Origin of the sequence: Mesorhizobium sp. 131-2-1, assembly GCF_016756535.1 — a bacterium.
Taxonomy (GTDB): Bacteria; Pseudomonadota; Alphaproteobacteria; order Rhizobiales; family Rhizobiaceae; genus Mesorhizobium.
In genome coordinates this window covers 5263765-5287409 of sequence record NZ_AP023247.1, presented here as the reverse complement: position 1 = coordinate 5287409, position 23645 = coordinate 5263765, and the positions used below count along the sequence as shown (strand labels likewise).

The following is a 23645-nucleotide window of genomic DNA, read 5'->3' as shown; positions in this document are numbered from 1 at the left end:
CGACAACAGCATGCGTGATTTCCAGTTTCCCGGCCGCTCGCCCGTCCGCGCCACCGAAGCGATGGCCGCGACCTCGCATCCGCTCGCCACGCTTGCCGCCATCGAGATGCTGCGCTCCGGCGGCAATGCGATGGACGCCGCCGTTTGCGCGGCGGCCGTGCAGGCCGTGGTCGAGCCGCAATCGACCGGCATCGGCGGCGACTGTTTCGTCCTCTACTGTCCGAAAGGGCAGGGCGAGGTCCTGGCCTTCAACGGCTCGGGGCGTGCCCCTGCCGCCGCAACCGTCGACTGGTATCTGGAGAACGGCTTCAGCGAGCTGCCGAAGCAGGGCCCGCACGCGGTCACTGTCCCGGGCGCGGTCGATGCCTGGTGCCGGCTGCTGGAAGACCATGGCCGCAAGGGCATCGCCGACGCGCTGGCTCCGGCCATCCACTACGCGGAAAACGGCTATGTCGTGCATGACCGCGTCGCCTTCGACTGGGAAGATCCAGAAACCGATCTGTCGGCCGATGAGGTGGCGGCGCGCATCTTCCTGCCCGGCGGCAAGCCGCCCAAGGCCGGCGACGTCCATCGCCAGCCGGAGCTTGCCGAAACGCTGCGCATCATTGCGAAGAAGGGCCGCGCCGGCTTCTACGAGGGCGCCGTGGCCGAAGACATTGTCGGCCGGCTTCGCCAGCTCGGCGGGCTGCACACGCTCGACGATTTTGCCGCTACGAAGGGAGACTACAAGACGCCCGTTGGCACCTCCTACAAAGGCTACGGCATTCATCAGATGCCGCCCAACAATCAGGGGCTGACGGCGCTCTTGATGCTGAATGTGCTCTCCGGCTTCGATCTCGGCGCGCTCGACCCCAACGGCGCCGAGCGGCTGCACCTGGAGATCGAGGCCGGGCGGCTGGCCTATCAGGACCGCGATGCGTTTGTCGGCGATCAGGATCATGTCGCCGTGCCGGTTAAGGAGCTTTTGTCATCCGCCTACGCGGCCCGGCTGCGCGCCGCGATCGACGCTGAGCGCGCCATGACGGATCTGCCGCGCCTTGATCTGCCTGGCAGCGACACGGTCTACATTTCCGTCGTCGACCGCGACCTGAATGCGGTGAGCTTCATCAACTCCACCTACTATTCCTTCGGCAGCGGTGTCGTCAGCCCGAAGACCGGCGTCGTGCTGCAGAACAGGGGCACCAGCTTCCGGCTCGATCCGAACCACCCCAACGCAATAGCGCCCGGCAAGCGGCCAATGCACACCATCATGCCGGGCATGATGACCAAGGACGGCCGCGCGGTGATGCCGTTTGGCGTCATGGGCGGCGGCTACCAGCCTTTCGGCCATGTCCATCTGCTGACCAACATGATCGACTTCGGCATGGACCCGCAACAGGCTCTGGACGCGCCGCGCGTCTTCTACAACAGCGGTGTGGCGGAGGCGGAGCGCAGCGTGCCTGTCGCCGCGGTCGCGGGCTTGCGCCGGCGCGGCCACCAGGTGGCCGAGCCGGATCATCCGCTGGGCGGCGGGCAGGCCGTGCTGATCGACTGGGAAAAGGGAACGCTGACCGGCGCATCCGACCCACGCAAGGATGGACTTGCGCTCGGCTATTGATGGCCGCTTCATCGGCGGCTTCACGAGACTGTGCTGCCGTTCGGCTGGATTTTTGCAGGTTGGAAAGATAGTCGGTGACCATGACCAATACCGCTGACGCAATTGACATCGCCCATCGTCTTTCGCCTGGCGCCGACGATGCGCCGGCGATCGCCGCGCCCGACCGGGCAACGCTCACGCATGGCGGGCTCCGCCGGCTGATCCGCGACACAGCGGCGCGGCTCAATGCGCTGGGCCTCGGCCGCGGCGATCGGGTGGCCATCGTGCTGCCCAACGGGCCGGAGATGGCGACAGCCTTTGTCGCCGTGGCGGCAGCCGCCTCGACCGCTCCGCTCAATCCGGCCTACCGGGCCGACGAGCTCGATTTTTATCTTTCCGACATCGGCGCCAAGGCGATCCTGGTTGCCAGGGACGAGCAAGGGCCGGCAGTCGCGGTTGCCGAGCGTCTCGGCATCCGCGTGCTGCGACTGCTGGTGCCCGACAGCGCACCCGCCGGTAGCTTCACGATCGAAGGCCAACCCGTTGGCCCGGCCGCCCCACCCGCCCTGGCTGAGGACGGCGATATCGCGCTCTTGCTGCACACCTCAGGCACCACGTCGCGGCCAAAACTGGTGCCGCTCAGCCACGCCAACCTTGCCGCCTCGGCGGCCCATATCGGCGCGACGCTCGGCCTGACCTCGGCCGATCGCTGCCTCAACATCATGCCGCTGTTCCACATCCATGGGCTGATCGCGGCGGTGCTGTCCTCGCTCGCCGCCGGCGGCAGCGTCTTCTGCACGCCGGGCTTCAATGCGCTGCGCTTCTTCCACTGGCTGGGCGAAGCAAAGCCGAGCTGGTACACGGCGGTGCCGACCATGCACCAGGCGATCCTGCCGCGCGCCACGCGTAACGCCGATACTCTCGCGGCAACACCGCTGCGTTTCATCCGTTCGTCCTCGGCGTCGCTGCCGGCGCAGGTCATGGCCGAACTGGAGTCGACCTTCGGCTGCCCGGTGATCGAATCGTATGGCATGACCGAAGCCGCGCACCAGATGGCGTCCAACCGGCTGCCGCCCGGCCAGCGCAAGCCGGGCAGCGTCGGCGCCGCGGCCGGACCGGAGGTGGCTGTCATGGCGCCGGACGGCCGGTTGCTTGAAGCCGGCGAGACTGGCGAGATCGTCATTCGCGGCCCCAATGTCACCGCCGGCTACGAGAAGAACCCCGATGCCAACGCCAGTGCCTTCGCCCATGGCTGGTTCCACACCGGCGACCAGGGCGTGCTCGACGGAGACGGCTATTTGCGCGTCACCGGCCGGCTGAAGGAAATCATCAACCGCGGCGGCGAGAAGATCTCGCCGCTCGAGGTCGACGGCGTGCTGATGGACCATCCGGCGGTGGCGCAGGTCGTCACCTTCGCCATGCCGCACGACAAGCTGGGCGAGGAGGTCGCGGCGGCCGTCGTGCTGCGCGAAGGGCAGAGCGCCAGCGAGTCCGACATACGCGGCTTTGCCGCGACCCGGCTCGCCGACTTCAAGGTGCCGCGCAAGGTCCTGATCCTCGACGAGATTCCGAAGGGCGCGACCGGCAAGCTGCAGCGCATAGGCCTCGCCGCCAAGCTCGGTCTCGGCTGATGCGCGTCACCGTCTTCGGTGCTGGCGCCATCGGCGGCTACCTTGCCGCCAAGCTCGCGATCGCCGGCTCGGTCGAACTGTCGATTGTGGCGCGCGGCGCGCATCTCGAGGCGATCAAGGCCGATGGTCTGAGACTGATCGAGGACGGCCGGGAATTGGTTGCCCCGGTACAGGCCGCCGCCCGCGCTGAAGATCTCGGCGTGCAGGACTATGTCATACTGGCGCTGAAGGCGCATTCGCTGGCGCCAGCGCTCGACCAGATCGTGCCGCTGTTCGGGCGCGAGACAGTGGTCGTCACCATGCAGAACGGCGTGCCCTGGTGGTACTTCTACAAGGCCGGCGGCGCGCTCGAAGGCACGCGCATCCAAGCCGTCGATCCCGGCGGCACGATCTGGCGAGGCATCGGCCCGGAACGCGTCATCGGTTCGGTCGTCTATCCCGCCGCCGAGGTCGATGCGCCCGGCCTGATCCGTCATGTCGAGGGCACCCGCTTTTCGCTCGGCGAGCCTTCGGGAGAAAAGAGCGAGCGTGTCACCGCGCTCGCGCGCGAGATGGTCAAGGCCGGGCTGCAGGCGCCGGTCCGCGAGGACATCCGCTCGGAGATCTGGGTAAAACTCTGGGGTAATCTGTCCTTCAACCCGATCTCGGCGCTGACCGGCAGCACGCTGGCGGCAATCGTCGCCGACGAGGGAACGCGCGCGCTTGCCCGCGCCATGATGCTGGAGGCGCAGGCCATCGGTGAAAGCCTCGGCGTCCGCTTTCCCATTCCCGTCGACAAGCGCATCAAGGGAGCTGGCGACGTCGGCGAGCACAAGACCTCGATGCTGCAGGATCTGGAGCGCGGCCGCCCCATGGAGATCGACGCGCTGGTGAGCGCGGTGCAGGAACTGGGACGGCTGACCGGCCAACCGACGCCGACGATCGACAGCGTGCTGGCGCTGGTGCGGCGCCTCGCAATCGAGCGCGGGTGTTATTCGCTCTTGTAGCTGGCAGCTGGGCGGCGAGAGCGATGCACTGGCCGCGATATGAGCATGTTTCCGCGGCGAGCCGGTCTGGCTTATCCTGACATGAATTGTCACCTGTCGACCGGATCAACGGTGGCGGCCGAGCAACCGACCCCCTACCTGCAACACGTCTGAACAGGAGGAAGTCATGACCATTGCCGAAATTGCCAAGGACTTCACGGAGCTTCTCAAGCAGGGCGACCATGATGGCGCTGCTTCGAAATACAACGCCGACGACATTGTCAGTTACGAAGCCATGGAGGGGCCGATGGCCACCTGCCATGGCAAGGATGCCCTCAAGCAGAAGAGCCAGTGGTGGCAGGAAAACCACGAAGTCCACAGCGGCTCCGTCGAAGGGCCATATGTCAACGGCGATCAGTTCGCGGTTCGCTTCTCGTTCGACATAACGCCCAAGTCTACCGGCCAGCGTGTCACCATGGATGAGGTCGGTCTCTACACCGTCAAGAACGGCAAGATCAGCGAAGAGCGCTTCTACTACTAGCCGGACCAGTTCCGCTCGCTGCGTTTGACGTTACCTCGCGCGGCCGGGGCAAAGCGCTCCGGCCGCCGTCTAGGAGCGAGACCTCAAATCGTCTTCACATAGTCCGCAAGCTGGTCGGCCACCGTGCCCCAGCCATCGAAGAAACCCATCTCTTCATGGTTGTTGCGCGTCGCCTCGTCTCGGTGGATGGCGGTGGCGGTATAGCGCGTGCCTTTGCCTTCTTGTGTCAGCGCAATGACCGCGGTGATGAACGGCTCACCCGACGGCCGGTAACCCGGCAACAGTGCGTCCGTCCACACCAGCCGCTCGTTCGGTACGATCTCGAGATAGCAGCAGTGGCGGTCGTTGACCTCCTTGCCGTCGGGCGACTGCATGCGCGTGCGAAACAGCCCGCCCGGCCTGAGGTCGATCTCGCAATCGGTGATGATCCACGGCTTTGGCGTGAACCATTGCTTGACATGCTCTGGCGTCGTCCATGCGCGCCAGAGCAGTTCGCGCGGGGCGTCTAGGAAGCGCTCCAGGGTCAAAGTCCAGTCTTGGATCGGGCTTGAACGGATAGCTCATTTTTCTTTCTCCTTGAGGGCCATGACATAGGCGTCGAACTGGTCGAGGCGGCGCTCCCAGAGGGCGCGCTGTTCGGCGAGCCAGATTTCCGCGAGCGCCAGCGGCTCGGGCGAAAGCCGGTAGGTCCTCACGCGTCCGGCCTTTTCGGAATGCACCAGCCCGCAGCCTTCCAGCACCTTGAGGTGCTCGACGAAGGAGGGCAGCGCCATGTCGAAGGGCTGCGCCAGTTCGCTGACCGACGCCGGGCTCCTGTTCAGGCGCTCCACGACACGCCGGCGGGTCGGATCGGCGAGCGCACGAAAAATGCCGTCGATCGGCGGCACGCTTTGGCTGACGGCCTGCAGGCTCATGGTCATATCTCCTCGCCGCGCAGCACTTGATAAGTGAGCTCGACTGCGCCGTTGGCGAAGGAATGAGTGGCGGTTAGCCTCAGATTCGTAGCGTCCTCCCTTCGGTCGAAGAACTGCGCGCCGCTGCCCAGGATAACGGGGAACACCATCAACCTGTATTCGTCGACGAGATCATGCTGGCGGAGCGCGTTGACCAGTGTCCGGCTGCCGCCGACGAGGATATCGCCCTTAAGGTTTTGCTTCAGCTTGGCGACGGCGGCCATCGGCTCACCTTGCAGCACGATCGTGTTGTTCCAGGCCGGATCTTTTAGCGTTGAGGAGATGACATATTTCGGCATGCCGTTCATGCGGTCGGCGAAGGGACCCTTGTAGGTCGGCCAGGCGCCGGCGAAGCTTTCATAGGTCACCCTGCCGACCAGCAAAGCTTCGTGGTCGAGCACTTCCTGGAACTTATGTTCGATCTGCTTGGCTTCGTGACGCTTGCCGACCCAGTTGGTGTGCCGGTACCCCGGCTCGCCTCCGGGCGCCTCCGACACACCGTCAATCGACATGAATTCTGCAACGACAAGCCTGCCCATGACGTCCTCTCGATAGCGTTGGATTCCTGGTCGGGAAAATACTTAGGAAAAAACCTTAGTGTTGGCAAGGCCAGATTTCACACGTCAGCAATACGCTGGCAAAGCGGGCAGGGCGGGCCTAGCTTGCCGTCAGATTCGCAAACTCACTTGTCCGAGGCCCATTTTGACGATCACCATGTACGGCATCACCAACTGCGACACGATCAAGAAGGCGCGCGTCTGGCTGGAGAGCCGCGACGTTCCCTACCGCTTCCACGACTACCGGGCTGAAGGGATCGAGGCTGACAGGCTGAACGGCTGGGTCGGCAAGGTCGGCTGGGAAAAGCTGCTCAACAAGGCAAGCACGACGTTTCGCGAATTGCCGGAGGGAGACAAGCAATCGCTCGACGAGAAGAAGGCGAAGAAGCTCATGCTGGCGAAGCCCACCATGATCAAGCGCCCGGTGCTGGAGGTGGGCGATCGCATCCTGGTTGGCTTCAAGTCGGAGGTTTACGAGGAGATGGTGGAGGCGAAGTAGAGTAGAGCGACAGCGACGCCGCCGATCTCCCCCCTTGCGGGGGAGATGGCCGGCAGGCCAGAGGGGGGTGTGACGGATCGCGGCACTGGCGGATTTGTTCTTGCACGACCTACCTCTTACCGTGGTCGCGATCTGTTGAGATGCCGGCGGGACAGCACCCCCCTCTGCCCTGCCGGGCATCTCCCCCCGCAAGGGGGGAGATTGGACGTCACTTCGGCTTTCGCCAATCGCCAGCTTTGCGGGCGCTTCAACCCGTCTCCCGCAAATACCCTGCCAGCGCCACCGCATTGTTGTGCGCCTCATCATGCGCACCATAGAGCAGCGTCACCTTGCCGAGGTTGAGCAGCCCGCGCAGTTCCGCCACCGCCTCACCATTAGCGTCCAACTCCGCCCAATACCGCTTCTGAAACTCCGCCCAGCGCCCGGGCTCATGCCCGAACCATGTGCGCAATTCGTCGCTCGGCGCGATGTCCTTCAGCCACAGCGCTAGCGCTGCGTCCTTCTTGGCGACGCCGCGCGGTCAGATGCGGTCGACCAGCACCCGCTTGCCGTCCGCTTTCGCCGGCGCTTCGTAGATACGCTTCACCGCAATGTCGAAGGCCATCACACCCTCGAGGCGAGACCTCTGTCAGGCCCATTCACCCTTGCGCATCACCGGCACGCGGCTGCCGTCCTTGGCCACGCCGTCAATGTCGATCTTGTTCGAGCCGATCATCCAGTCGATGTGGATAAAACTCTTGTTGCCGCCGCGCGCGGCGATCTCGTCCTGGCTGAGCGAGGCGCCGTTCACGAAGCACTTCGAATAGCACTGGCCGAGCGCGATGTGGCAAGCGGCGTTTTCGTCGAACAGCGTGTTGAAGAACAAGAGGCCGCTCGCCGAGATCGGTGAGGAATGCGGCACCAGCGCCACCTCGCCCAGGCGGCGCGCGCCTTCGTCGGTGTCGAGCACCTTCTTCAGCACATCCTCGCCCTTCGAAGCCTTGGCTTCGACGATCCTGCCCTCCTCGAAGCGCACCGAAATCTCGTCGATCAGCGTGCCCTGGTAAGAGAGCGGCTTGGTCGACGACACGTAGCCGGAAACCCGCCGCGCGTGCGGCGTGGTGAACACCTCCTCGGTCGGGATGTTCGGGTTGCAGGTGATGCTGTTCTTGGCCGTCGAGGCGCCGCCCATCCACTCATGACCTTCGGCGAGCCCAACCGTCAGGTCGGTGCCCGGTCCGGTGAAATGCAGCGCATGGAAATTGTGCTCGTTCAGCCATTTCGTGCGGCTGGCAAGTGCCGCGTTGTGAGCCTTCCAGTTGCCGATCGGGTCTTCGACGTCGACCCGCGAGGCCGAGAAGATCGCATCGGCGAGCTTCGCCACCGCAACATCGTCGGCATCGCCCGGAAACACCTGCTTGGCCCAGGCAAGATCGGGATAGGCGATGATGTTCCAGTTGATGTCGAAGCCGGTGATCTTTTCCAGCGCCGGCTGGTAGGCCATCGAGTTCGCCTTGTTGGCGCGCGCCACCTTGGCCGGGTCCTGCGCCGACAAGAGCGACGGGTCCTCGCCGCGCACCGCAAGCCGCGCCGCATTGTTGGCAAAGGCTTTCGCCATGCCCTCATAGAGCCAGCCGGCGGCGCGGTCGAAGCCGGCATCGGCGCCATACCGGAAGCGCGCCAGCGTGATCTCGTCATCGTTGAATATCGGCGTCACCAGGCCGGCGCCGGCCTTGTAGGCATGCTCGACGATGCGCCGTGTCAAGGGCAGGGCGGCGATTGACGACGTCACCACCAGGTCCTGTCCCGGCTGCAGCTGCAGCCCGACCTTGATGGCGACTTCGGCCAGCCTGTCGAGCTTCACCGGGTCGATGGTTGCTGCAACGCCGCGCGAATGTGTGGTCATGATCCTGCCTGCCGTGATTGTGGGGTCTGGTGCATACATAGACCGGCAGGGCCGGCCTTTCCACAGTGATCGACTGGGTCAGGCGGCGCTGTCGAGCGCCCGGAACTGCGCCGTGGTCGCCTCGATCTCCTCGCGGATCCAGATCTTGAAGTCGCGCACCTTGCGGCTTTCGCTTTTCGTGGCCGAGGTCACCATCCAATAGCCAAGTCCACTCTCGGCGCGCACCCCGAACGGTGCCACAAGCCGGCCGTCGGCCAGCGCGTCGGCGGTCAGCAATTGCCAGGCAAGCATGACGCCGTGCCCGGCGATCGCAGATTCCAGGCAGAGCATCGGGTCGGTGAAGCGTGCCCCCTTAAGGAATGTGACCGGCTCGACGCCGGCCGCCCCGAACCAGCTGTCCCAGCTGATCATCGACCGCTCGTCGGTGATGGCGCAGGTATGCGCCAGATCCTCGATCGAGTGCAGTCTGGCCGCGATCGACGGCGCGCAGACCGGGAAGATCTCCTGTGCAAGCAGCAGTTCCGCCCGCCCGCCCGGCCACTTGCCGTCGCCCATCCGGATGGCGACGTCGACGTCGGAGCGATCCAGATCGGCCAGCCTGCCTGAGGCGTCGATGCGCAGAAGTACATTCGGGTGGCGGGCGAAATGCCGGGACAGCCTCGGCAGCAGCCACTTCGAGGCGAAGGCCGGCGCCACCGAAACAACGAGCGTGCATTGGCTGGCTTCGTCGGCCATCGCCACAGCCTGCGCCAGCTCGCGAAAACCCGCGCCAAGCCTTGCCGTGAACGCCGCGCCGAACTCCGTCGCAACAAGGCCGCCCGGCGTGCGTTCGAACAGCGCCTGGCCGAGCTGCTTTTCCGTGCGCTTGATCTGCTGGCTGACGGCGCTGGCCGAGACGTTGAGCTCGCCGGCCGCCGCCGCAAGCGAGCCCAGCCGGGCGACGGTTTCCACTGCGCGCAAGCCGTTCAGATGGACGCGGTTCAACAGGCTCATACAGTTTTTCTAAACTGACATGGCGGAATTCTCAATTGAAACGCATGATCCAGATACAGATTTTATGGGGGTCAACGCGAATTCGAGGCGGAACCATGAAGATTATGTCATTGCTCAATGGCCTCGCTGGCGCAGGGCAAGGCGCCCAGTACGAAAGCGAGACCGCAAGATGGGTGGCCGATCCATTGGCGCACCCGGTGCTGGACACGATGTCGGAGCGCGAATTGGGCGACATGCCGTTTCGGCTGACGGCGCGCCGCACCGCTTACGAGACGGCTGAGGCGAGCAGCCGCTAACACGGCGGTCGATAGCCCGGCTCGCCCGATGGTCGCTGGCCCAACGCAAACGAATTGTCTTGCTGCTCCGCACACTTATTTTGCGCTGCAATGAGAACCGCCTCGCCATCGCCCCTGCGCCTCGCCGTCGCCGGCATGCTGGCCATGGCCGTCGCCATGGGCATTGGCCGCTTCGTCTATACGCCGATCCTGCCCGGCATGATGGAGGAGCTTCATCTGTCGCCGGCCGACGCCGGCTGGATCGCCTCGGCCAACTATCTCGGCTATCTCGTCGGCGCCTTTGTCGCCGCCGGCGGGTGGGCGCATGGGCGCGAACGCATGCTGATGTTCGCCGGCCTCGCCGCCAGCGCCGCGCTCGCTGCCCTGATGGGCTTTGGCGAGACAATTGCGGCCTTTCTCGTCATCCGCTTTCTTGCCGGCCTCGCCAGCGCCTTCGTCATGGTCTTCATGGCCTCGATTGTCTTCAGCCATCTCGCCGCGGCCGATCGAAGCGATCTGCAGGCGCTGCATTTCGGCGGCGTCGGCCTGGGCATCGCCGCCTCCTCGGCATTGATGGCGGTTCTCGTCACCGCCCATGCCGGCTGGGCCGCGGGCTGGCTGTGGTCGGCGGTGATCTCCGTGTTGGGTCTCGCCATTGTCGCCTGGCTGGCCGGCCCCGCCACGACCATCAACGGTGCCGAAGGCCGCGAGCCGGCGCTACCCAGGGATCGGTCGCTGCTCAAGATGATCATCGCCTACGGCCTGTTCGGCTTCGGCTATGTGGTGACGGCGACCTTTCTCGTCGCCATCGTGCGCCAGGGCGGCAGCGGGCGCGTTTTCGAGGCCATGGTCTGGATGGTCACCGGGCTCGCCGGCTTTCCGTCCGTCTGGCTGTGGCAGAAGGTCGCCGAAAGGTTCGGTCTCTACGCAGCCTACGTGCTCGCTTGTCTGATCGAGGTGGTCGGCGTCGCCGCAAGCGTCGTCGTGGGCGGCCATGCCGGGCCGCTGCTGGCTGGCGTTCTGCTGGGCGGCACGTTCATCGCCATCACCGCGCTCGGCCTGCAGGCGGCAAGGCAGCTCGCGCCGCAGGCGCCGCGCCGCATCTTCGCGCTGATGACCGCCGCCTTCGGCCTTGGCCAGATCATCGGCCCGATCGCCGCCGGCCTGCTTGCGCAGGCGTCGGGCAACTACGTCTCGGCCTCGATCATGGCCGCCATCGTCCTGCTCGTCTCCACCATCATCGCCTGGTCGGCTGCGCCAAAATCGCCATGATTTGTCGTCTTGCTCCGTAGCGGGCACGGGCACGGGCATTTTCTTTCGCCCTAATGTGTGACCTTATGCCCGCCGAGCAGCAACGCCGCTGATTTGCGGTCAGACCGAGGAACCCCCCACAGTGTTCGTTTCTTTCTTCCCGCAGCCGAAGCTCTTCTTCACCTCGGCCGCCCTCTGGAGCCTTGCGGCGATTCTGTTCTGGTTCTTCGGTGGTGAGCAATTGGGCGCCATCGTCGGCCTGCCGCCGGCAGCGGCCGACGCGCCGCCTATCATCGGCATCGCCGTGCTGTGGTCGAAGCCGTTCCTGTGGTTCTATCTCTACTTCGCTTTCTGCGTGGCCGCCTTCTACGCCTTCTGGGCCTGGTATTCACCGCATCCCTGGCAGAACTGGTCGATCCTGATGACGTCCGTCATCCTGTTCTTCATCTATTTCAACGTGCAGGTCAGCGTCGCCGTCAACGCCTGGTACGGTCCGTTCTTCGACTATGTGCAGGGCCTGATGTCCGGCACGGGAAAGTCGACAGATAGCGAGTTCTACCTCGGACTGGCCGACTTCTCGTGGCTGGCGCTGGTCGGCATGAATGTGCAGGTGGTCAACGCATTCATCGTCAGTCACTGGATCTTCCGCTGGCGCACGGCAATGAACGATTACTTCGTGGCGAACTGGGGCAGGCTGCGTCATATCGAGGGTGCCTCGCAGCGTATCCAGGAAGACACGATGCGCTTCTCGCAGATCATGGAGGACCTGGGTTCCAGTTTCGTCCAGTCGATCATGACCCTGATCGCCTTCCTGCCGGTGATGATCCAGCTGCAGGCCCATATTACCGAGTTGCCGATTGTCGGAGCAGTCCCTCAGCCGCTGGTAATCGCCGCGCTGGCCTGGTGTCTGTTCGGAACGATTTCGGTGATGGTTGCGGGCCTGAAGCTGCCTGGATTGCAGTTCCGCAACCAGCGCGTCGAGGCGGCCTATCGCAAGGAGCTCGTCTATGGTGAGGATCATGCCGACAGGGCCCAGCCGGCGACCACCGCCGAGCTCTTCGCCAATGTCCGCCAAAACTACTTCAGGCTCTATTTTCACTACATCTATTTCAACGTCGTCCGCTACACCTACCTCCAGGCCGACAACATCTTCTCGCTGCTGATTCTCGGACCCTCGCTGGTGGCGCACAAGATCACCTTCGGCGCGCTGAACCAGATCTCCAATGCCTTTGGCAAGGTCACGGGATCGCTTCAGTTCCTGCTCACCTCTTGGTCGACCATCGTCGAGCTGCAGTCGGTGCACAAGCGCCTGCGCGCCTTCGAAGCGACGCTGCAGGGCGAGCCGCTGCCCGATATCGACCAGCGCTATATGGCAAGGCAAGGCGCGGAGGATCCGGCCTGACAGTTCAGGCAAGGCGCGGGCGGCTCAGCCGCCCACGATTGCCTGTCGCTCGCCGGCGCGCCGGCGCGTGACATAATTGCGAAAACTGATGCATTCGACCTGCCGCATGACGCAGACTTCGCCAGCAAAGCGCTCCAGCGCATCCCAGTAGGCGCCGCCATTCATCTGGGTGAAATGGAAGCCGAGCTCCAGCGGGATGCGCTTGCCCTGGTATTGCTTGTCGAAGGCGGCGCGGAAGGCGCGGTAGGTCCGCTCGGTGAACTCCGCCGCCATGCTCGGCCGCTCAAAGCCGCCGGAATGGCGGACATAGAGATTGTAGTCCATGGCGATCACCGATCTGGCCTTCGGTCCTTCCGGAATCTGCGGCAGTGAAAAGCGCATGGTGCCGCCTTTCTCCGGCGGCACGGCAGGGCCTGGCGAGACGCCGCTGGCGTCGAACTGGAAGCCAGCCTCGGGCAGCGCCTCATAGAGTGCCTTGTTCGCCGAAAGGTACGGCGCGCGAAAACCGGTCACCGCATGCCGCGCGAAATCGCGCCAGCCGACTGGCTCGGGCACGATGCCGTTGATCGAATAGGCGTTCTCGAGGATGTGGTCGAAGGCGCGGAATTCGGCGAGCCAATCGGCCTTGCTCCAGCCCTTGCCGTCGAAATGGCCGCAGCCATGGCTGCCTATGTCATGGCCTTCCGAGGCGGCCAGGCCGATCTGCTCCAGACGGTCCGCCACCTCCTGCTTCGAGGCGGCAAAGCCGATATTCGATTTGCCGGCGCTCTTGCCGGGCCCCGCGTAGTCGTTGCGCGTTTCCGGCGAGAGCAGGAAGACGCAGGAGACAAAATAGGTGAAATGCGCGCCGGTGCGTTGCGCCAGGGCGCGGCTGCGTTGCCATTGCGAGATTTCGCGGGCGCTGTCGAAGGAGATGATGACGATCTGCTTCGATTTGGCCGATTGCGGTGGCGCGGGCGGATCGGCGAGAGCCGGGCCGGCCAGGGCGAGCGAGGCGACGCAGGATGCAACAACAGGGAATAAACGGGGCATCGGCACAGTTCTGAACATCGGGACGGTCGGCGACCGGCTAGCGGCGAAATGTGGCGTGGGTGCGGTCGGCGCGCGGGGCGCTCCTTGCCGGGTCCGGTCTTCTATCCGCCGATTTTCCTGGCGGACCCCTTCCATGCCGACAAAATTTCGCTAAAACGCGGGCTCAAGAAGCGCCCCGCGGGGCAGCAATGGTTTTGATTGATGTCCGACGACAGTTTTATCCGCGAAGTCAACGAAGAGATTCGTCGCGACCAGGCGCAGGCGCTGTGGGACCGTTTTGGTCCGGCGCTGCTTGGCCTTGCGATCCTGATCGTGCTCGGCACCGCCGCAGTCGTCGGCTATCGCTATTGGGACGAGAGCCGCGCCAACCGCTCGGGCGACGCTTTCTCGCAGGCATTGAAGCTGGCCAATGACGGCAAGAGCGACGAGGCGCTTACCGCCCTCGACCAGCTCCAGAAGGACGGCTACGGCGCCTATCCGTTGCTCGCCCGCATGCGCGCCGCGACCGTCAAGGCCGACAAGGGCGACGTCGCCGCCGCCGTCAAGGATTTCGACGACGTTGCCGCCGACACCGCCATCCCGCAGGGCATCCGCGACATGGCGCGCCTGAGGGCGGCACTGCTGCTGGTCGACACCGGCTCCTTCGCCGACGTCTCAAGCCGCGTCGAGGCGCTGACCGCCGACACCAACACGCTGCGTCACACCGCGCGCGAGGCGCTCGGCCTTGCCGCCTGGAAGGAAGGCAAGACCGCGGACGCGCTGAAACTGTTCGACCAGATCGCTTCGGATGACGGCGCCCCGCGCAATGCGCGCCAGCGCGCCACCCTCATGTCCGAACTGATCCGTGGGTCGGGCAACGCGTCGTGATGCATGAGCTTCAAAGTCGCCATCATCGGCCGGCCTAACGTCGGCAAATCGACTCTTTTCAATCGGCTGGTGGGAAAGAAGCTAGCGCTTGTCGACGACACGCCGGGCGTGACCCGCGACCGCCGCGTCCACGCCGCCAAGCTCTACGATCTTTTCTTCGATGTCATCGATACCGCCGGCTTCGAGGATGCGGCCGCCTCGACGCTGCCCGGCCGCATGCGCCAGCAGACCGAGATCGCCATCCGCGAGGCGGACCTGATCTTCTTCACCATCGACGCCAAGTCCGGCCTGCTGCCCGACGACCGTACCTTCGCCGAGGTCGTGCGCAAGTCCGGCAAGCCGGTGGTGCTGGTCGCCAACAAGGCCGAGGCGAAGGGCGCCCAGGGCGGCATGCTGGAGGCCTGGGAACTCGGCCTCGGCGAGCCGATCCCGATCTCGGCCGAGCACGGCCAGGGCATGCCCGACCTCCGCGACGCTGTGATATCGGCGCTCGGCGAGGAACGCGCTTTCGGCGAGGACGAGGAGGATGACGGGGAGATCGCCGCCAGCGAGGTGCTGATCGGCGAGGACATCGCCGACCCCGACGCCGAGCCCGCCTATGACGACACCAAGCCGATGCGCATCGCCGTCGTCGGCCGCCCGAACGCCGGCAAGTCGACGCTGATCAACGCGCTGATCGGCGAGGAGCGGCTGCTGACCGGGCCGGAAGCCGGCATCACCCGCGATTCCATCTCCGTCGACTGGGACTGGCGCGGCCGCCGGGTAAAACTGTTCGACACCGCCGGCATGCGGCGCAAGGCCAGGATCCACGAAAAGCTGGAAGTGATGTCCGTGCAGGACGGCCTGCGCGCCATCCGCTTCGCCGAGATCGTCATCATCGTGCTCGACGCCACCATCCCCTTCGAGAAGCAGGATCTTCAGATCGCCGATCTCATCATCCGTGAGGGTCGCGCGCCGGTAATCGCCTTCAACAAGTGGGACCTGATCGACAATCCGCAGGAACTGCTGGCGGAATTGCGCGAGAAGACCGAACGGCTTCTTCCGCAGGTGCGCGGCATCCAGGCGGTGACTGTCTCGGCCGAAACCGGACGCGGCCTCGACAAGCTGATGGATAGCGTCATCAAGACGCACAAGGTGTGGAACAGCCGCGTCTCGACAGGCAAGCTCAACCGCTGGCTGGAAGGCATCCTTGCGCATCATCCGCCGCCCGCCGTCGCGGGGCGCCGCCTGAAGATCAAATACGTCACCCAGGCCAAGACCCGGCCGCCGGGCTTCGTCGTGTCCTGCTCGCGGCCCGACGCAATGCCGCAATCCTATGTCCGCTACCTGTCGAACAGCCTGCGCGAGGCCTTCGACATGCCCGGCGTGCCGATACGCATCGCCTTGCGCACTTCGGACAATCCCTTCGCCGGCCGCGCGAAGAAGCGCTGACGGTTGGAGATTGTCGCAAACGCCGCTTCCTCGTCATCCACGGGCGGAGCAAGGAGCGAAGCGACGCCGCGCAGACCCGAGGATCCATGCCATGACTTGGAAGCGTTGCTAGGGTCCGGAATTCAGCTCCGCTGCGCTCTTCGTCGGAGGCATGGGTCCTAGAGTCTACACTCCGCTTCGCGTCGCTGCGCTCGGATAACGAACGATACGTTGCGGCCAAGAAGCTAGGCGACTTTCAGCAGATTCTCTTTCGTCTCGGCGCTCTCGGGTAGGGCCTCGATCGCCGCCTGCAGCAAGATATCCGCCAGCCGCGCCGCCACCGGGTCGAGCTCGGCGTCCTTCTGGTGAAGGTGGAGCGCCATTTTCGGCAGGGCAGGGAGTCCAAGCGCTTCGGGCGCCATCGCCCTGACATTGGCGGGCAGCCCGATATCCGTGCGGATCGTCAGCCCGAGCCCGGCGGCGACCGCCGCCCAGATGCCGCCAAGGCTGGGGCTGGAGAACGCCATTCGCCAGGGCCGGCCGGCGCGGTCGAGCGTTTCGGTAGCCACTGAGCGCAGCAGGCAGGGCGCTTCCAGCGCCACCAGCGGCAGGGTGTCGTCCTCGCCCAGCCCAGCCTCGATCGGCTTTGCCGGCCCGATCCAGCGCATTGGAACATCGCCGACGTGCCGGCTGTAGGGCAGGCTCGCGCCGCTGTGCCAGGCCAGCGCGATGTCGAGGCTGCCCGCGGTGATCCGCTCGGCGAGTTCGTGGCTGCGCGCGATCCGCGCCTCGATCTTGACCTTGGGATGGGTGCGGGCGAAGCGGCCCAGCACCTCCGGCAGTACCGCCTCGCCGAAATCCTCCTGCAGGCCGAGCCGCACCCAGCCTTCCAGCTCGACGTCGTGGATGGCAGCGGCCGCCTCGTCGTTGAGCTCGAGCAGCCGGCGCGCATAGCCGAGCATGGTCTCGCCGGCCTCGGTCAATGCCAGGCCGCGCCCGGACTTGCGGAAGATCGGCGTTGCCGCCTGCTCCTCCAGCTTCTTCAGTTGCGCGCTGACGGCCGAGGTCGAACGGCCAAGCCGCTCGGCCGCCTTGGCGAAACTGCCCAGCTCCATGCCGGTGACGAATGTCCTGAGGACATCCAGGTCGAATGTGACGCGTCGCACGGCATAATCCCGTTTTTCAGGAGTGTTGGTCAAAAACTTCCTGATTTTATGGATGAAGCTATGGCGCTACATCACCCTCGTCAAGCCGGCAGCCGGCCACCACGAGAATGGAACCATGTCCGCCATCGTTACACGCACCGATTGCCCGCCGCCTCCCAATGCCGTGGCTGGCACTGCCGCGAGAACCTTCGGACCCAATCATCGCTGGAAGGTGTTGGGCATCGGCGTCGCCGCCAATGCCGGCTTCTCGGCGACCTTCTCCGGCGTGCCGGCAACCGCGGTGGTGATGCGCCAGGGCTATCATCTCGACAATGCCTCGCTCGGTCTGGCGCTCGGCCTTCTCGGCCTCGGTGTGGCGCTGAGCGAACTGCCTTGGGGCGTGCTCACCGATCGTTGGGGCGACCGCCGCGTGCTTTTGACAGGGCTCGGCGCGACGGCGGCATGGCTTTTCGCGATGGCGATGCTGGTCGTGCCGACAAAGGGTGCCATACCGGGCGTCACATTGCTCTCGGCAAGCCTGCTCGTTGCAGGCCTGCTCGGCGGCAGCGTCAACGGCTCCAGCGGCCGCGCCATCATGGGATGGTTCCGGGAGGGGGAGCGCGGCTTTGCCATGAGCATCCGGCAGACGGCGGTGCCGCTGGGCGGCGGCCTTGGCGCGCTCGTCCTGCCTTCGCTTGCCTCGGGCTTCGGCTTTGCCGCGGTCTTCGGTCTGCTTGCAGCCGTTTCCGCCCTCTCGGCCTTCCTTGCCTGGCGTTGGTTGCACGAGCCACCAGCGGAACGGGGTGGCCAAGCCGCCGCCACGACGGCCGGCCCGGCGCCGCTTCGCAACATCGAGGTCTGGCGCATCTCGAGCGCCATCGGCCTGCTCTGCTTCCCGCAGGTGGCGGTGCTCACCTTCGCGTCGGTGTTCCTGCACGATTTCGCCGCCATGGGGACAATGGCGATCAGCCTGAGCCTGGCTGCCGTGCAGACCGGCGCGATGGTCATGCGCGTCTGGAGCGGCCGCTTCACCGACCGTCATGGCAACCGCCGCCCGTTCCTCAGGCTGTGCAGTGCGCTGAGCGCGCTTGCCTTCGCGGTCCTCTGGCTGCTGGTCGTCGCGGCCGCAGGGCAACCGGCCCTGACGGCGGCGCTTCCCGTCGTGCTGGTCGTCGCGGGCATCGCGGTCTCTGCCTGGCATGGCGTCGCCTATACCGAGCTTGCCACGCTTGCCGGCCCCGGCCATGTCGGAACCGCGCTCAGCCTTGCCAACAGCTTCGTCTTCGTCGGCTTCTGCCTGGTGCCGATCGCCATTCCCGGGCTTCTGCACCTCTGGTCGTGGTCCGGCGTGTGGCTGGCGGCGGCGGCCTGCGCCCTGGTCGCCTGGCCGATCTTCCTGCGACCGCGCTGATTTTCGCGGCATGCGGGGGCGGCGGGAGAACGACGTCCCGTTTCGGGCCAACATCAAAAAAACACGATCGATAGCGTTAACGCCCCATCAAGGTTAATGCATCATTTTGGCTCTCCAGAGGGTCAGTTGCGTTTCTGGAGAGTTCCGTGCATCGACGTGTCTTGAAGCGGCTGGTCGCCGCCGCCGGTGAGAGAAAACGTTCTTTCCTGTCTCCGTTCGTCATTGGCCTCGGCATCTGGGTCGGCTTTCCGACCGTCGTTGCCTACCAGGACATAACCAGCCTGGTTTCCGGTCTGGAGGCGCCGAACGCCCGCTGGAACGCCTATGTCGAGAAATCCGTCGCCGGCTCGGTCCACGCAGCCGAGATGCCCTTCGTCGATTCCGTCTCAACCGGCTCCATCTCCGGCTCCGGCGTGCAACTGCCCGGGGTCGGCTCGGTCGCCTTTCGCGGCAAGGGCAGCGTAGCGGGAACCACGCCAGACGAGGACCGCATCGTGCGCGCCGACAAGAAGGGCCGCATCGTCCAGATCTCGCCGGTGACGCCGCCGAAGGCCTTCAATGCCGGCTCGATCTTCGAGCGCACATCCTCGCTGCTGCGCCCGAGCATGGACAGCGGGCTGAAGCTCGCCTTCGCCAAGCCCGGCATCAAGGGCAAGGAGGTCCAGATCGCTCAGGCTTTCCACATCCGCGAGGACAAGAAGCCCGATCCCGGCGTACCGGCCATGCTGGCGTCCCTCGTCAACAATGACAAGCCGGACGTGCTGGCCACCGCCTATGCCCAGGCCGAGCCGGATTATGCCAAGTCGTCCCCCTTCGAGGCGCTGCTGCAGGACGAGCAGCCGAACGATGGCCGCTTCATCCCGCCGATGGCCAAGGGCGACCACTGGTGGATCCAGAACCCGCTGCCGGCCAGCGTCTTCTCCAAGCCGGAGCAAGCCTGCCTGGCCAACGGCATCTATTTCGAGGCGCGTAGCGAATCCGTGCGCGGCCAGGCCGCCGTCGCCCAGGTGATCCTCAACCGCGTCCGCAACCCGGCCTATCCGAAGTCGATCTGCGGCGTCGTCTACCAAAACGACAACTGGCTGAACCGCTGCCAGTTCTCCTTCGCCTGCGACGGCCGCAAGAAGCGCGTCACCGATCCCGTCGCCTACAAGACCGCGCAGGACGTCGCCATGGCGGTGACCGCCGGCAAGATCTTCATTCCCGAAGTTGGCTCTTCGACCCATTACTATGCCAACTACGTGCATCCGGGTTGGGCGCGCACCATGCAGAAGATGACCAAGATCGGCCTGCATATCTTCTACCGCACCTACGGCGGCGGCTGGAGCTGAGGCTCGTTCGCCGGCACCGTCTGGCCTGACCCGAACGGCCCCGCGCGCCGGCAACTGGAGACCGGTCGCCGCGAGGATTCGGCACGCACTTGCCGGCAACCGCGACGGGCACGATGTCGCACCTCCATAAACAATTGATTTTATTGCAGAAAATACATAGGCTTGAAGTTCGGCCCGTGGCTTGACGGGCGCGGACCCTCTAACTATGTTGCCGGCGACTTTAGAAGCGGACGGACGGTAGCGGTCTGACCGGGCAGGGGGGTTGCGATGGCCGACAAGAAAGGGCCAGACGGAACCGGAGAAACCGGCCGCGGCAGTGAGCGCGAAGCCGACATCCGAGACGACGATCTTGAGCGCCGCCGGCGTGATCTTGAAGCATCGCTTGCGTCAAGAAGGCCGGATCGGCTCGAGGGGAAAGACGACGCGAAAGCAGTGACCGGATACGGTCAGGCACTCAAGCTGTCCAGCGAGTTCATCGCCGGGATAGTGGTCGGTGTCGCAATCGGCTGGATCATCGACCGGCTGGCGGGAATCTCGCCATGGGGTCTGATCGTAGGCCTGCTGCTGGGCTTTGGCGCCGGTGTGCTCAATGTCCTGCGCTCGGCGGGGCTTGTGTCGGAATTCGGACAGGGCGAGAAGTCGCGCGATCCGAAAGAATGAAGTGGCGCTGTCACAGGCGCAATTAGGACACTGAGGCCGCGTGCGGCTTTGACGGGGATGTAAATGGCTGCTGACAAGGTCGATCCGATCCACCAGTTCCATATCGTCAAGCTGATTCCGATCAACATCGGCGGCTACGACCTGTCCTTCACCAACTCCGCTCTGTTCATGGTCGCGACCGTCGCCGTCGCATCGGCCTTCCTCTATCTCACCACCGCCAGCCGCAGCCTGGTTCCCGGCCGCCTGCAGTCGGTCTCGGAAATGGCGTACGAATTCGTTTCCAACATGCTGCGGGACGCGGCTGGGAAGCAGGGGTTGAAGTTCTTCCCCTTCGTCTTTTCGCTGTTCATGTTCGTGCTGGTCGCCAATCTGCTGGGCCTGTTCCCGTATTTCTTCACCGTCACCAGCCATATCATCGTCACCTTCGGCCTTGCCGCGCTGGTCATCGGAACCGTCATTGTCTACGGCTTCACCAAGCACGGCCTCGGTTTCCTGAAGTTGTTCGTGCCGCATGGCGTGCCGGTCTTCCTGCTGCCGCTGGTGGTGCTGATCGAGGTGATCTCCTTCGTGTCGCGCCCGGTCAGTCTCTCGGTTCGTCTCTTCGCCAACATGCTGGCCGGCCACATCACGCTGAAAGTCTTCTCGGGTTTCGTCGTCAGCCTCAGCGCGCTCGGCGCGGTCGGCGTTGCCGGCTCGGTGCTGCCGTTGGCCATGGCTGTGGCGCTGACGGCGCTGGAACTGCTGGTCGCCTTCCTGCAGGCCTATGTCTTTGCCGTGCTGACCTGCATGTACCTCAACGACGCCCTGCATCCCGGGCACTGATTACGAGTTTCCGGCATTAACCGCCGGATGGAATTGCAACGGAATTACAGATCCAAAGGAGTTTGAAATGGACGCAGAAGCAGCAAAGTACATCGGCGCTGGCATCGCTTGCCTGGGCATGGGTGGCGCAGGCATCGGCCTCGGCAACATCTTCGGCAGCTACCTGGCGGGCGCGCTGCGCAATCCGTCGGCCGCCGATGGCCAGTTCGGCCGCCTGATCTTCGGCTTCGCCGTGACCGAAGCTCTGGGCATCTTCTCCCTTCTCATCGCGCTTCTGGCCCTGTTCGGCTGAGCACTGGGAAGATTGGACGGGCCGGCCGCGAGCCTGCGGCGGGCCTGATATTAGGGGATAGTCCATGTTCGTGACATCTGCCTTTGCAGAAGAGTCAGCGCCGGCCGCCGAAGGCGCCGCCGGTGCGGGAGCCGAAACGCATGCCGGTACCGAGGTGCCGGCCGAGGCGCACGGCACGTTCCCGCCATTCGATCCGGCGACGTTCCCGTCGCAGTTGCTGTGGCTGGCGATCACCTTCGGGCTGTTCTACCTGTTTCTGAAGCGGGTGGTGATGCCGCGCCTTGGTGGCATCATCGACGTTCGCAATGACCGCATCACGCAGGATCTCGACCACGCCGCCCGGCTGAAGGGTGAGGCCGACGCCGCCGTTGCCGCTTACGAGCAGGAACTGGCCGAGGCCAAGGCGAGGGCCAATGCCATCGGCCAGCAAGCCGGCGACGCAGCCAAGGCCGAGGCCGAGGCTGCACGCAAGAAGGTCGAGGCGGCGCTCGACAAGAAGCTTGGCGAGGCCGAGGCCAGCATCGCTTCCATCAAGGCCAACGCCATGAAGGAAGTCGGCACGATTGCCGAGGACACCGCTTCGGCCATTGTCGAAGCACTTGTCGGCGGCAAGGCCAGCAAGGCCGAGATCGCGGCCGCGGTCAAATCCGTGGCCCGGTGAGGAGCGCATCATGGACGCCACATCTCTCGCAACGCTTTGGGCCACGGTTGCCCTGGTCATCTTCCTGGGCATCGCCATCTACATCAAGGTGCCCGGCCTGATCGCCAAGGGGCTCGACGCCCGTGCCGCCAAGATCAGCAACGAGCTTGAAGAAGCCCGCCGGCTGCGCGAGGAGGCCCAGCAGCTGCTCGGCCAGTACCAGAAAAAGCGCAAGGAAGCCGAGCAGGAGGCCGCCGACATCGTCGCCGCTGCCAAGCGCGAGGCCGAACTGCTCGCCGCCGAGGCGCACAAGAAGACCGAGGACTACGTCGCGCGCCGCACCGCGCTCGCCGAGCAGAAGATCGGCCAGGCTGAGCGCGAGGCGATCGGCGAGGTGCGCGCCAGCGCCGTCGACATCGCCGTCGAGGCCGCCCGCGCGCTGCTTGCCGCCAAGGTCGACGCCAAGGCCGGCGCGGACTTCTTCAAGTCTGCGCTGCAGGACGTGAAGGCCAAGCTGAACTGAGCGGTCTTAGGGTCGCTGGCATGAAGCCGCCCGGGCAACCTGGCGGCTTTTTTGTTGCCTTGCCGGTCGTCATCCTAGGGCGGAGCAAGGAGCGTAGCGACGCGGCGCAGACCCTAGGATCCATGCCGTAACCTTCGAGCACTGCAACGGTGAAGAATTCTGATCGGACGCACTCTACGGTGGAGTCGCGGCATGGATCCTCGGGTCAAGCCCGAGGATGACGAAGGATCACCAGCCCCGCCTTCACCTCACTCCAGCCCGGCGAAACTCTCTTCCTCTTCCGCCACCTCGACCCCGCCTAGACGGAACGGCGCGAAGGAGGCGCGGTGCAGGCGCGCCACGGGTCCGTGCGCTTCGATCGCCGTGCGGTGGCGCGCAGTGGCGTAGCCCATATGCACCTCGAAGCCGTAGCGGTCGTGATGGCCGCCGCAGCCGCACATCATGCGGTCGCGCATCACCTTGGCGACGATCGAGGCGGCAGCGATCGACTGCGAGCGCTGGTCGCCCTTGACCAGCGCGCGTCCGGCGCAGGTGAGGCCCGGCGGCACGTCGCGGCCGTCGGCCAGCGCCAGCTTGGGCTGCAGCGAAAGGCCGGCGACGGCGCGGCGCATCGCTTCGAGGCTGGCCTTCAAGATGTTGCTGCCGTCTATGCCCTCGGCGCTGATCGAGGCCATCGAGACACCGAGCGCCGAACCCAGGATCCTGGCGAACAGTGCCTCGCGCTGCAGATGCGTCAGGCGCTTCGAATCGTCGAGCCCTTCCGGGATGTTGGCGGGATTGAGCACCACCGCCGCGGCGACCACCGGCCCGGCCAATGGCCCGCGCCCGGCCTCGTCCATTCCCGCCACCGGCCACAGGCCGTCAGCCATCGCCTTCGTCTCGATGGAGAAATCGGGTTTCTCGACGATTTCGAAGAGAAGCGGAGAATCGGAACGCGCGCGAGCCATGGTGCGGCGAGGTTCGCATCGGCTCCGATTCTCCGCA

24 protein-coding genes and 2 pseudogenes are annotated in these 23645 nt (G+C 65.2%); 17 read left to right on the top strand and 9 right to left on the bottom strand.

The window, feature by feature from the left end:
* Positions 1-10 precede the first annotated feature (10 nt).
* From ggt to JG743_RS25770, 4 genes are all read left to right on the top strand, one after another.
* Positions 11-1597 (top strand): gamma-glutamyltransferase, encoded by a 1587-nt coding sequence (gene ggt / locus JG743_RS25785; RefSeq protein WP_202293895.1) that lies wholly within the window; start codon positions 11-13, stop codon positions 1595-1597.
* 80 nt (positions 1598-1677) lie between these two features.
* Positions 1678-3207 carry an acyl--CoA ligase gene (locus tag JG743_RS25780; RefSeq protein ID WP_202293892.1) on the top strand — a complete coding sequence of 510 codons (1530 nt, stop codon included), beginning with the start codon at positions 1678-1680 and terminating at the stop codon, positions 3205-3207.
* Complete coding sequence (locus tag JG743_RS25775) at positions 3207-4193, top strand: 2-dehydropantoate 2-reductase (protein WP_202293889.1); 987 nt, start codon at positions 3207-3209, stop codon at positions 4191-4193. Before JG743_RS25780 ends, JG743_RS25775 begins: the two co-directional genes overlap by 1 nt.
* Positions 4194-4359: 166 nt before the next feature.
* Positions 4360-4713, top strand: a complete 354-nt coding sequence (locus JG743_RS25770; protein ID WP_202293886.1) for a nuclear transport factor 2 family protein — start codon at positions 4360-4362, stop codon at positions 4711-4713.
* 83 nt (positions 4714-4796) lie between these two features.
* On the opposite strand, the pseudogene JG743_RS25765 reads toward JG743_RS25770, so the two are convergent.
* The 3 genes and pseudogenes from JG743_RS25765 to JG743_RS25755 form a co-directional block, all read right to left on the bottom strand.
* Positions 4797-5277, bottom strand: a pseudogene (locus JG743_RS25765) (SRPBCC family protein).
* Positions 5274-5627 carry an ArsR/SmtB family transcription factor gene (locus JG743_RS25760; RefSeq protein WP_202293883.1) on the bottom strand — a complete coding sequence of 118 codons (354 nt, stop codon included), beginning with the start codon at positions 5625-5627 and terminating at the stop codon, positions 5274-5276. Before JG743_RS25760 ends, JG743_RS25765 begins: the two are co-directional and overlap by 4 nt.
* Positions 5628-5629: 2 nt before the next feature.
* Entirely contained in the window at positions 5630-6205 is a 576-nt protein-coding gene (locus JG743_RS25755; protein WP_202293880.1) for a dihydrofolate reductase family protein, read from the bottom strand.
* Positions 6206-6368: 163 nt separating this feature from the next.
* Here JG743_RS25755 and JG743_RS25750 point away from each other — a divergent pair, with 163 nt between their 5' ends.
* Positions 6369-6722 carry an ArsC family reductase gene (locus JG743_RS25750; protein ID WP_244672911.1) on the top strand — a complete coding sequence of 118 codons (354 nt, stop codon included), beginning with the start codon at positions 6369-6371 and terminating at the stop codon, positions 6720-6722.
* Positions 6723-6969: 247 nt separating this feature from the next.
* On the opposite strand, the pseudogene JG743_RS25745 reads toward JG743_RS25750, so the two are convergent.
* From JG743_RS25745 to JG743_RS25735, 3 genes and pseudogenes are all read right to left on the bottom strand, one after another.
* Positions 6970-7326: pseudogene (locus JG743_RS25745) on the bottom strand (DUF488 domain-containing protein).
* A 24-nt stretch (positions 7327-7350) separates the two neighbouring features.
* Positions 7351-8607, bottom strand: a complete 1257-nt coding sequence (locus JG743_RS25740; protein ID WP_202293877.1) for an aminopeptidase — start codon at positions 8605-8607, stop codon at positions 7351-7353.
* Between the two features lie 78 nt (positions 8608-8685).
* A complete protein-coding gene (locus JG743_RS25735) occupies positions 8686-9600 on the bottom strand; it encodes a LysR substrate-binding domain-containing protein (protein WP_202293874.1) in 915 nt (304 codons plus the stop codon).
* A gap of 95 nt (positions 9601-9695) precedes the next feature.
* Here JG743_RS25735 and JG743_RS25730 point away from each other — a divergent pair, with 95 nt between their 5' ends.
* From JG743_RS25730 to sbmA, 3 genes are all read left to right on the top strand, one after another.
* Positions 9696-9896 (top strand): hypothetical protein, encoded by a 201-nt coding sequence (locus tag JG743_RS25730; RefSeq protein ID WP_202293871.1) that lies wholly within the window; start codon positions 9696-9698, stop codon positions 9894-9896.
* A gap of 90 nt (positions 9897-9986) precedes the next feature.
* On the top strand, positions 9987-11147 hold the full coding sequence (locus JG743_RS25725; RefSeq protein ID WP_202293868.1) for a YbfB/YjiJ family MFS transporter: 1161 nt from the start codon (positions 9987-9989) through the stop codon (positions 11145-11147).
* Positions 11148-11268: 121 nt separating this feature from the next.
* Positions 11269-12528, top strand: a complete 1260-nt coding sequence (sbmA, locus tag JG743_RS25720) for a peptide antibiotic transporter SbmA (RefSeq protein WP_202293865.1) — start codon at positions 11269-11271, stop codon at positions 12526-12528.
* 24 nt (positions 12529-12552) lie between these two features.
* On the opposite strand, the gene JG743_RS25715 is transcribed toward sbmA, so the two are convergent.
* Positions 12553-13560 carry a polysaccharide deacetylase family protein gene (locus tag JG743_RS25715; protein WP_202293862.1) on the bottom strand — a complete coding sequence of 336 codons (1008 nt, stop codon included), beginning with the start codon at positions 13558-13560 and terminating at the stop codon, positions 12553-12555.
* A gap of 201 nt (positions 13561-13761) precedes the next feature.
* Here JG743_RS25715 and JG743_RS25710 point away from each other — a divergent pair, with 201 nt between their 5' ends.
* Positions 13762-14427 (top strand): tetratricopeptide repeat protein, encoded by a 666-nt coding sequence (locus JG743_RS25710; protein WP_202293858.1) that lies wholly within the window; start codon positions 13762-13764, stop codon positions 14425-14427.
* 3 nt (positions 14428-14430) lie between these two features.
* Positions 14431-15858: a ribosome biogenesis GTPase Der gene (gene der / locus JG743_RS25705; RefSeq protein WP_202293855.1), complete on the top strand. Its 1428-nt coding sequence runs from the start codon at positions 14431-14433 to the stop codon at positions 15856-15858.
* Between the two features lie 224 nt (positions 15859-16082).
* Here the strand turns inward: der and JG743_RS25700 are convergent, their stop codons facing one another.
* Positions 16083-17003, bottom strand: coding sequence for a LysR substrate-binding domain-containing protein (locus tag JG743_RS25700; RefSeq protein ID WP_202293852.1), 921 nt, complete (start codon positions 17001-17003; stop codon positions 16083-16085).
* Between the two features lie 115 nt (positions 17004-17118).
* Here JG743_RS25700 and JG743_RS25695 point away from each other — a divergent pair, with 115 nt between their 5' ends.
* The 7 genes from JG743_RS25695 (at position 17119) to JG743_RS25665 (ending at position 22661) form a co-directional block, all read left to right on the top strand.
* Positions 17119-18393, top strand: coding sequence for an MFS transporter (locus JG743_RS25695; RefSeq protein WP_202302961.1), 1275 nt, complete (start codon positions 17119-17121; stop codon positions 18391-18393).
* Between the two features lie 146 nt (positions 18394-18539).
* On the top strand, positions 18540-19724 hold the full coding sequence (locus JG743_RS25690) for a cell wall hydrolase (protein ID WP_202293849.1): 1185 nt from the start codon (positions 18540-18542) through the stop codon (positions 19722-19724).
* A 267-nt stretch (positions 19725-19991) separates the two neighbouring features.
* On the top strand, positions 19992-20384 hold the full coding sequence (locus tag JG743_RS25685; RefSeq protein WP_202293846.1) for an AtpZ/AtpI family protein: 393 nt from the start codon (positions 19992-19994) through the stop codon (positions 20382-20384).
* Positions 20385-20447: 63 nt separating this feature from the next.
* Positions 20448-21206 carry a F0F1 ATP synthase subunit A gene (locus tag JG743_RS25680; RefSeq protein ID WP_126055981.1) on the top strand — a complete coding sequence of 253 codons (759 nt, stop codon included), beginning with the start codon at positions 20448-20450 and terminating at the stop codon, positions 21204-21206.
* A gap of 67 nt (positions 21207-21273) precedes the next feature.
* The gene (locus JG743_RS25675) at positions 21274-21498 is read left to right on the top strand and encodes a F0F1 ATP synthase subunit C (RefSeq protein ID WP_006206606.1); all 225 of its coding nucleotides are present in this window, start codon (positions 21274-21276) and stop codon (positions 21496-21498) included.
* Between the two features lie 64 nt (positions 21499-21562).
* Positions 21563-22159 carry a F0F1 ATP synthase subunit B gene (locus tag JG743_RS25670; protein ID WP_202293843.1) on the top strand — a complete coding sequence of 199 codons (597 nt, stop codon included), beginning with the start codon at positions 21563-21565 and terminating at the stop codon, positions 22157-22159.
* Positions 22160-22169: 10 nt separating this feature from the next.
* A complete protein-coding gene (locus tag JG743_RS25665) occupies positions 22170-22661 on the top strand; it encodes a F0F1 ATP synthase subunit B (RefSeq protein ID WP_202293839.1) in 492 nt (163 codons plus the stop codon).
* Between the two features lie 248 nt (positions 22662-22909).
* Here the strand turns inward: JG743_RS25665 and JG743_RS25660 are convergent, their stop codons facing one another.
* The gene (locus tag JG743_RS25660; RefSeq protein WP_202293836.1) at positions 22910-23608 is read right to left on the bottom strand and encodes a ribonuclease HII; all 699 of its coding nucleotides are present in this window, start codon (positions 23606-23608) and stop codon (positions 22910-22912) included.
* Positions 23609-23645 lie beyond the last annotated feature (37 nt).

Bases quoted from the DNA above. Each gene is read 5' to 3' on its own strand.
- JG743_RS25665 (WP_202293839.1), top strand. From the start codon at position 22,170: ATGGACGCCACATCTCTCGCAACGCTTTGGGCCACGGTTGCCCTGGTC.
- der (WP_202293855.1), top strand. From the start codon at position 14,431: ATGAGCTTCAAAGTCGCCATCATCGGCCGGCCTAACGTCGGCAAATCG.
- ggt (WP_202293895.1), top strand. From the start codon at position 11: ATGCGTGATTTCCAGTTTCCCGGCCGCTCGCCCGTCCGCGCCACCGAA.
- JG743_RS25675 (WP_006206606.1), top strand. From the start codon at position 21,274: ATGGACGCAGAAGCAGCAAAGTACATCGGCGCTGGCATCGCTTGCCTG.
- JG743_RS25710 (WP_202293858.1), top strand. From the start codon at position 13,762: ATGTCCGACGACAGTTTTATCCGCGAAGTCAACGAAGAGATTCGTCGC.
- JG743_RS25760 (WP_202293883.1), bottom strand. From the start codon at position 5,627: ATGAGCCTGCAGGCCGTCAGCCAAAGCGTGCCGCCGATCGACGGCATT.
- JG743_RS25780 (WP_202293892.1), top strand. From the start codon at position 1,678: ATGACCAATACCGCTGACGCAATTGACATCGCCCATCGTCTTTCGCCT.
- JG743_RS25725 (WP_202293868.1), top strand. From the start codon at position 9,987: ATGAGAACCGCCTCGCCATCGCCCCTGCGCCTCGCCGTCGCCGGCATG.
- JG743_RS25670 (WP_202293843.1), top strand. From the start codon at position 21,563: ATGTTCGTGACATCTGCCTTTGCAGAAGAGTCAGCGCCGGCCGCCGAA.
- JG743_RS25660 (WP_202293836.1), bottom strand. From the start codon at position 23,608: ATGGCTCGCGCGCGTTCCGATTCTCCGCTTCTCTTCGAAATCGTCGAG.
- JG743_RS25770 (WP_202293886.1), top strand. From the start codon at position 4,360: ATGACCATTGCCGAAATTGCCAAGGACTTCACGGAGCTTCTCAAGCAG.
- JG743_RS25755 (WP_202293880.1), bottom strand. From the start codon at position 6,205: ATGGGCAGGCTTGTCGTTGCAGAATTCATGTCGATTGACGGTGTGTCG.
- JG743_RS25740 (WP_202293877.1), bottom strand. From the start codon at position 8,607: ATGACCACACATTCGCGCGGCGTTGCAGCAACCATCGACCCGGTGAAG.
- JG743_RS25775 (WP_202293889.1), top strand. From the start codon at position 3,207: ATGCGCGTCACCGTCTTCGGTGCTGGCGCCATCGGCGGCTACCTTGCC.
- JG743_RS25695 (WP_202302961.1), top strand. From the start codon at position 17,119: ATGTCCGCCATCGTTACACGCACCGATTGCCCGCCGCCTCCCAATGCC.
- JG743_RS25735 (WP_202293874.1), bottom strand. From the start codon at position 9,600: ATGAGCCTGTTGAACCGCGTCCATCTGAACGGCTTGCGCGCAGTGGAA.
- JG743_RS25680 (WP_126055981.1), top strand. From the start codon at position 20,448: ATGGCTGCTGACAAGGTCGATCCGATCCACCAGTTCCATATCGTCAAG.
- JG743_RS25715 (WP_202293862.1), bottom strand. From the start codon at position 13,560: ATGCCCCGTTTATTCCCTGTTGTTGCATCCTGCGTCGCCTCGCTCGCC.
- JG743_RS25685 (WP_202293846.1), top strand. From the start codon at position 19,992: ATGGCCGACAAGAAAGGGCCAGACGGAACCGGAGAAACCGGCCGCGGC.
- JG743_RS25730 (WP_202293871.1), top strand. From the start codon at position 9,696: ATGAAGATTATGTCATTGCTCAATGGCCTCGCTGGCGCAGGGCAAGGC.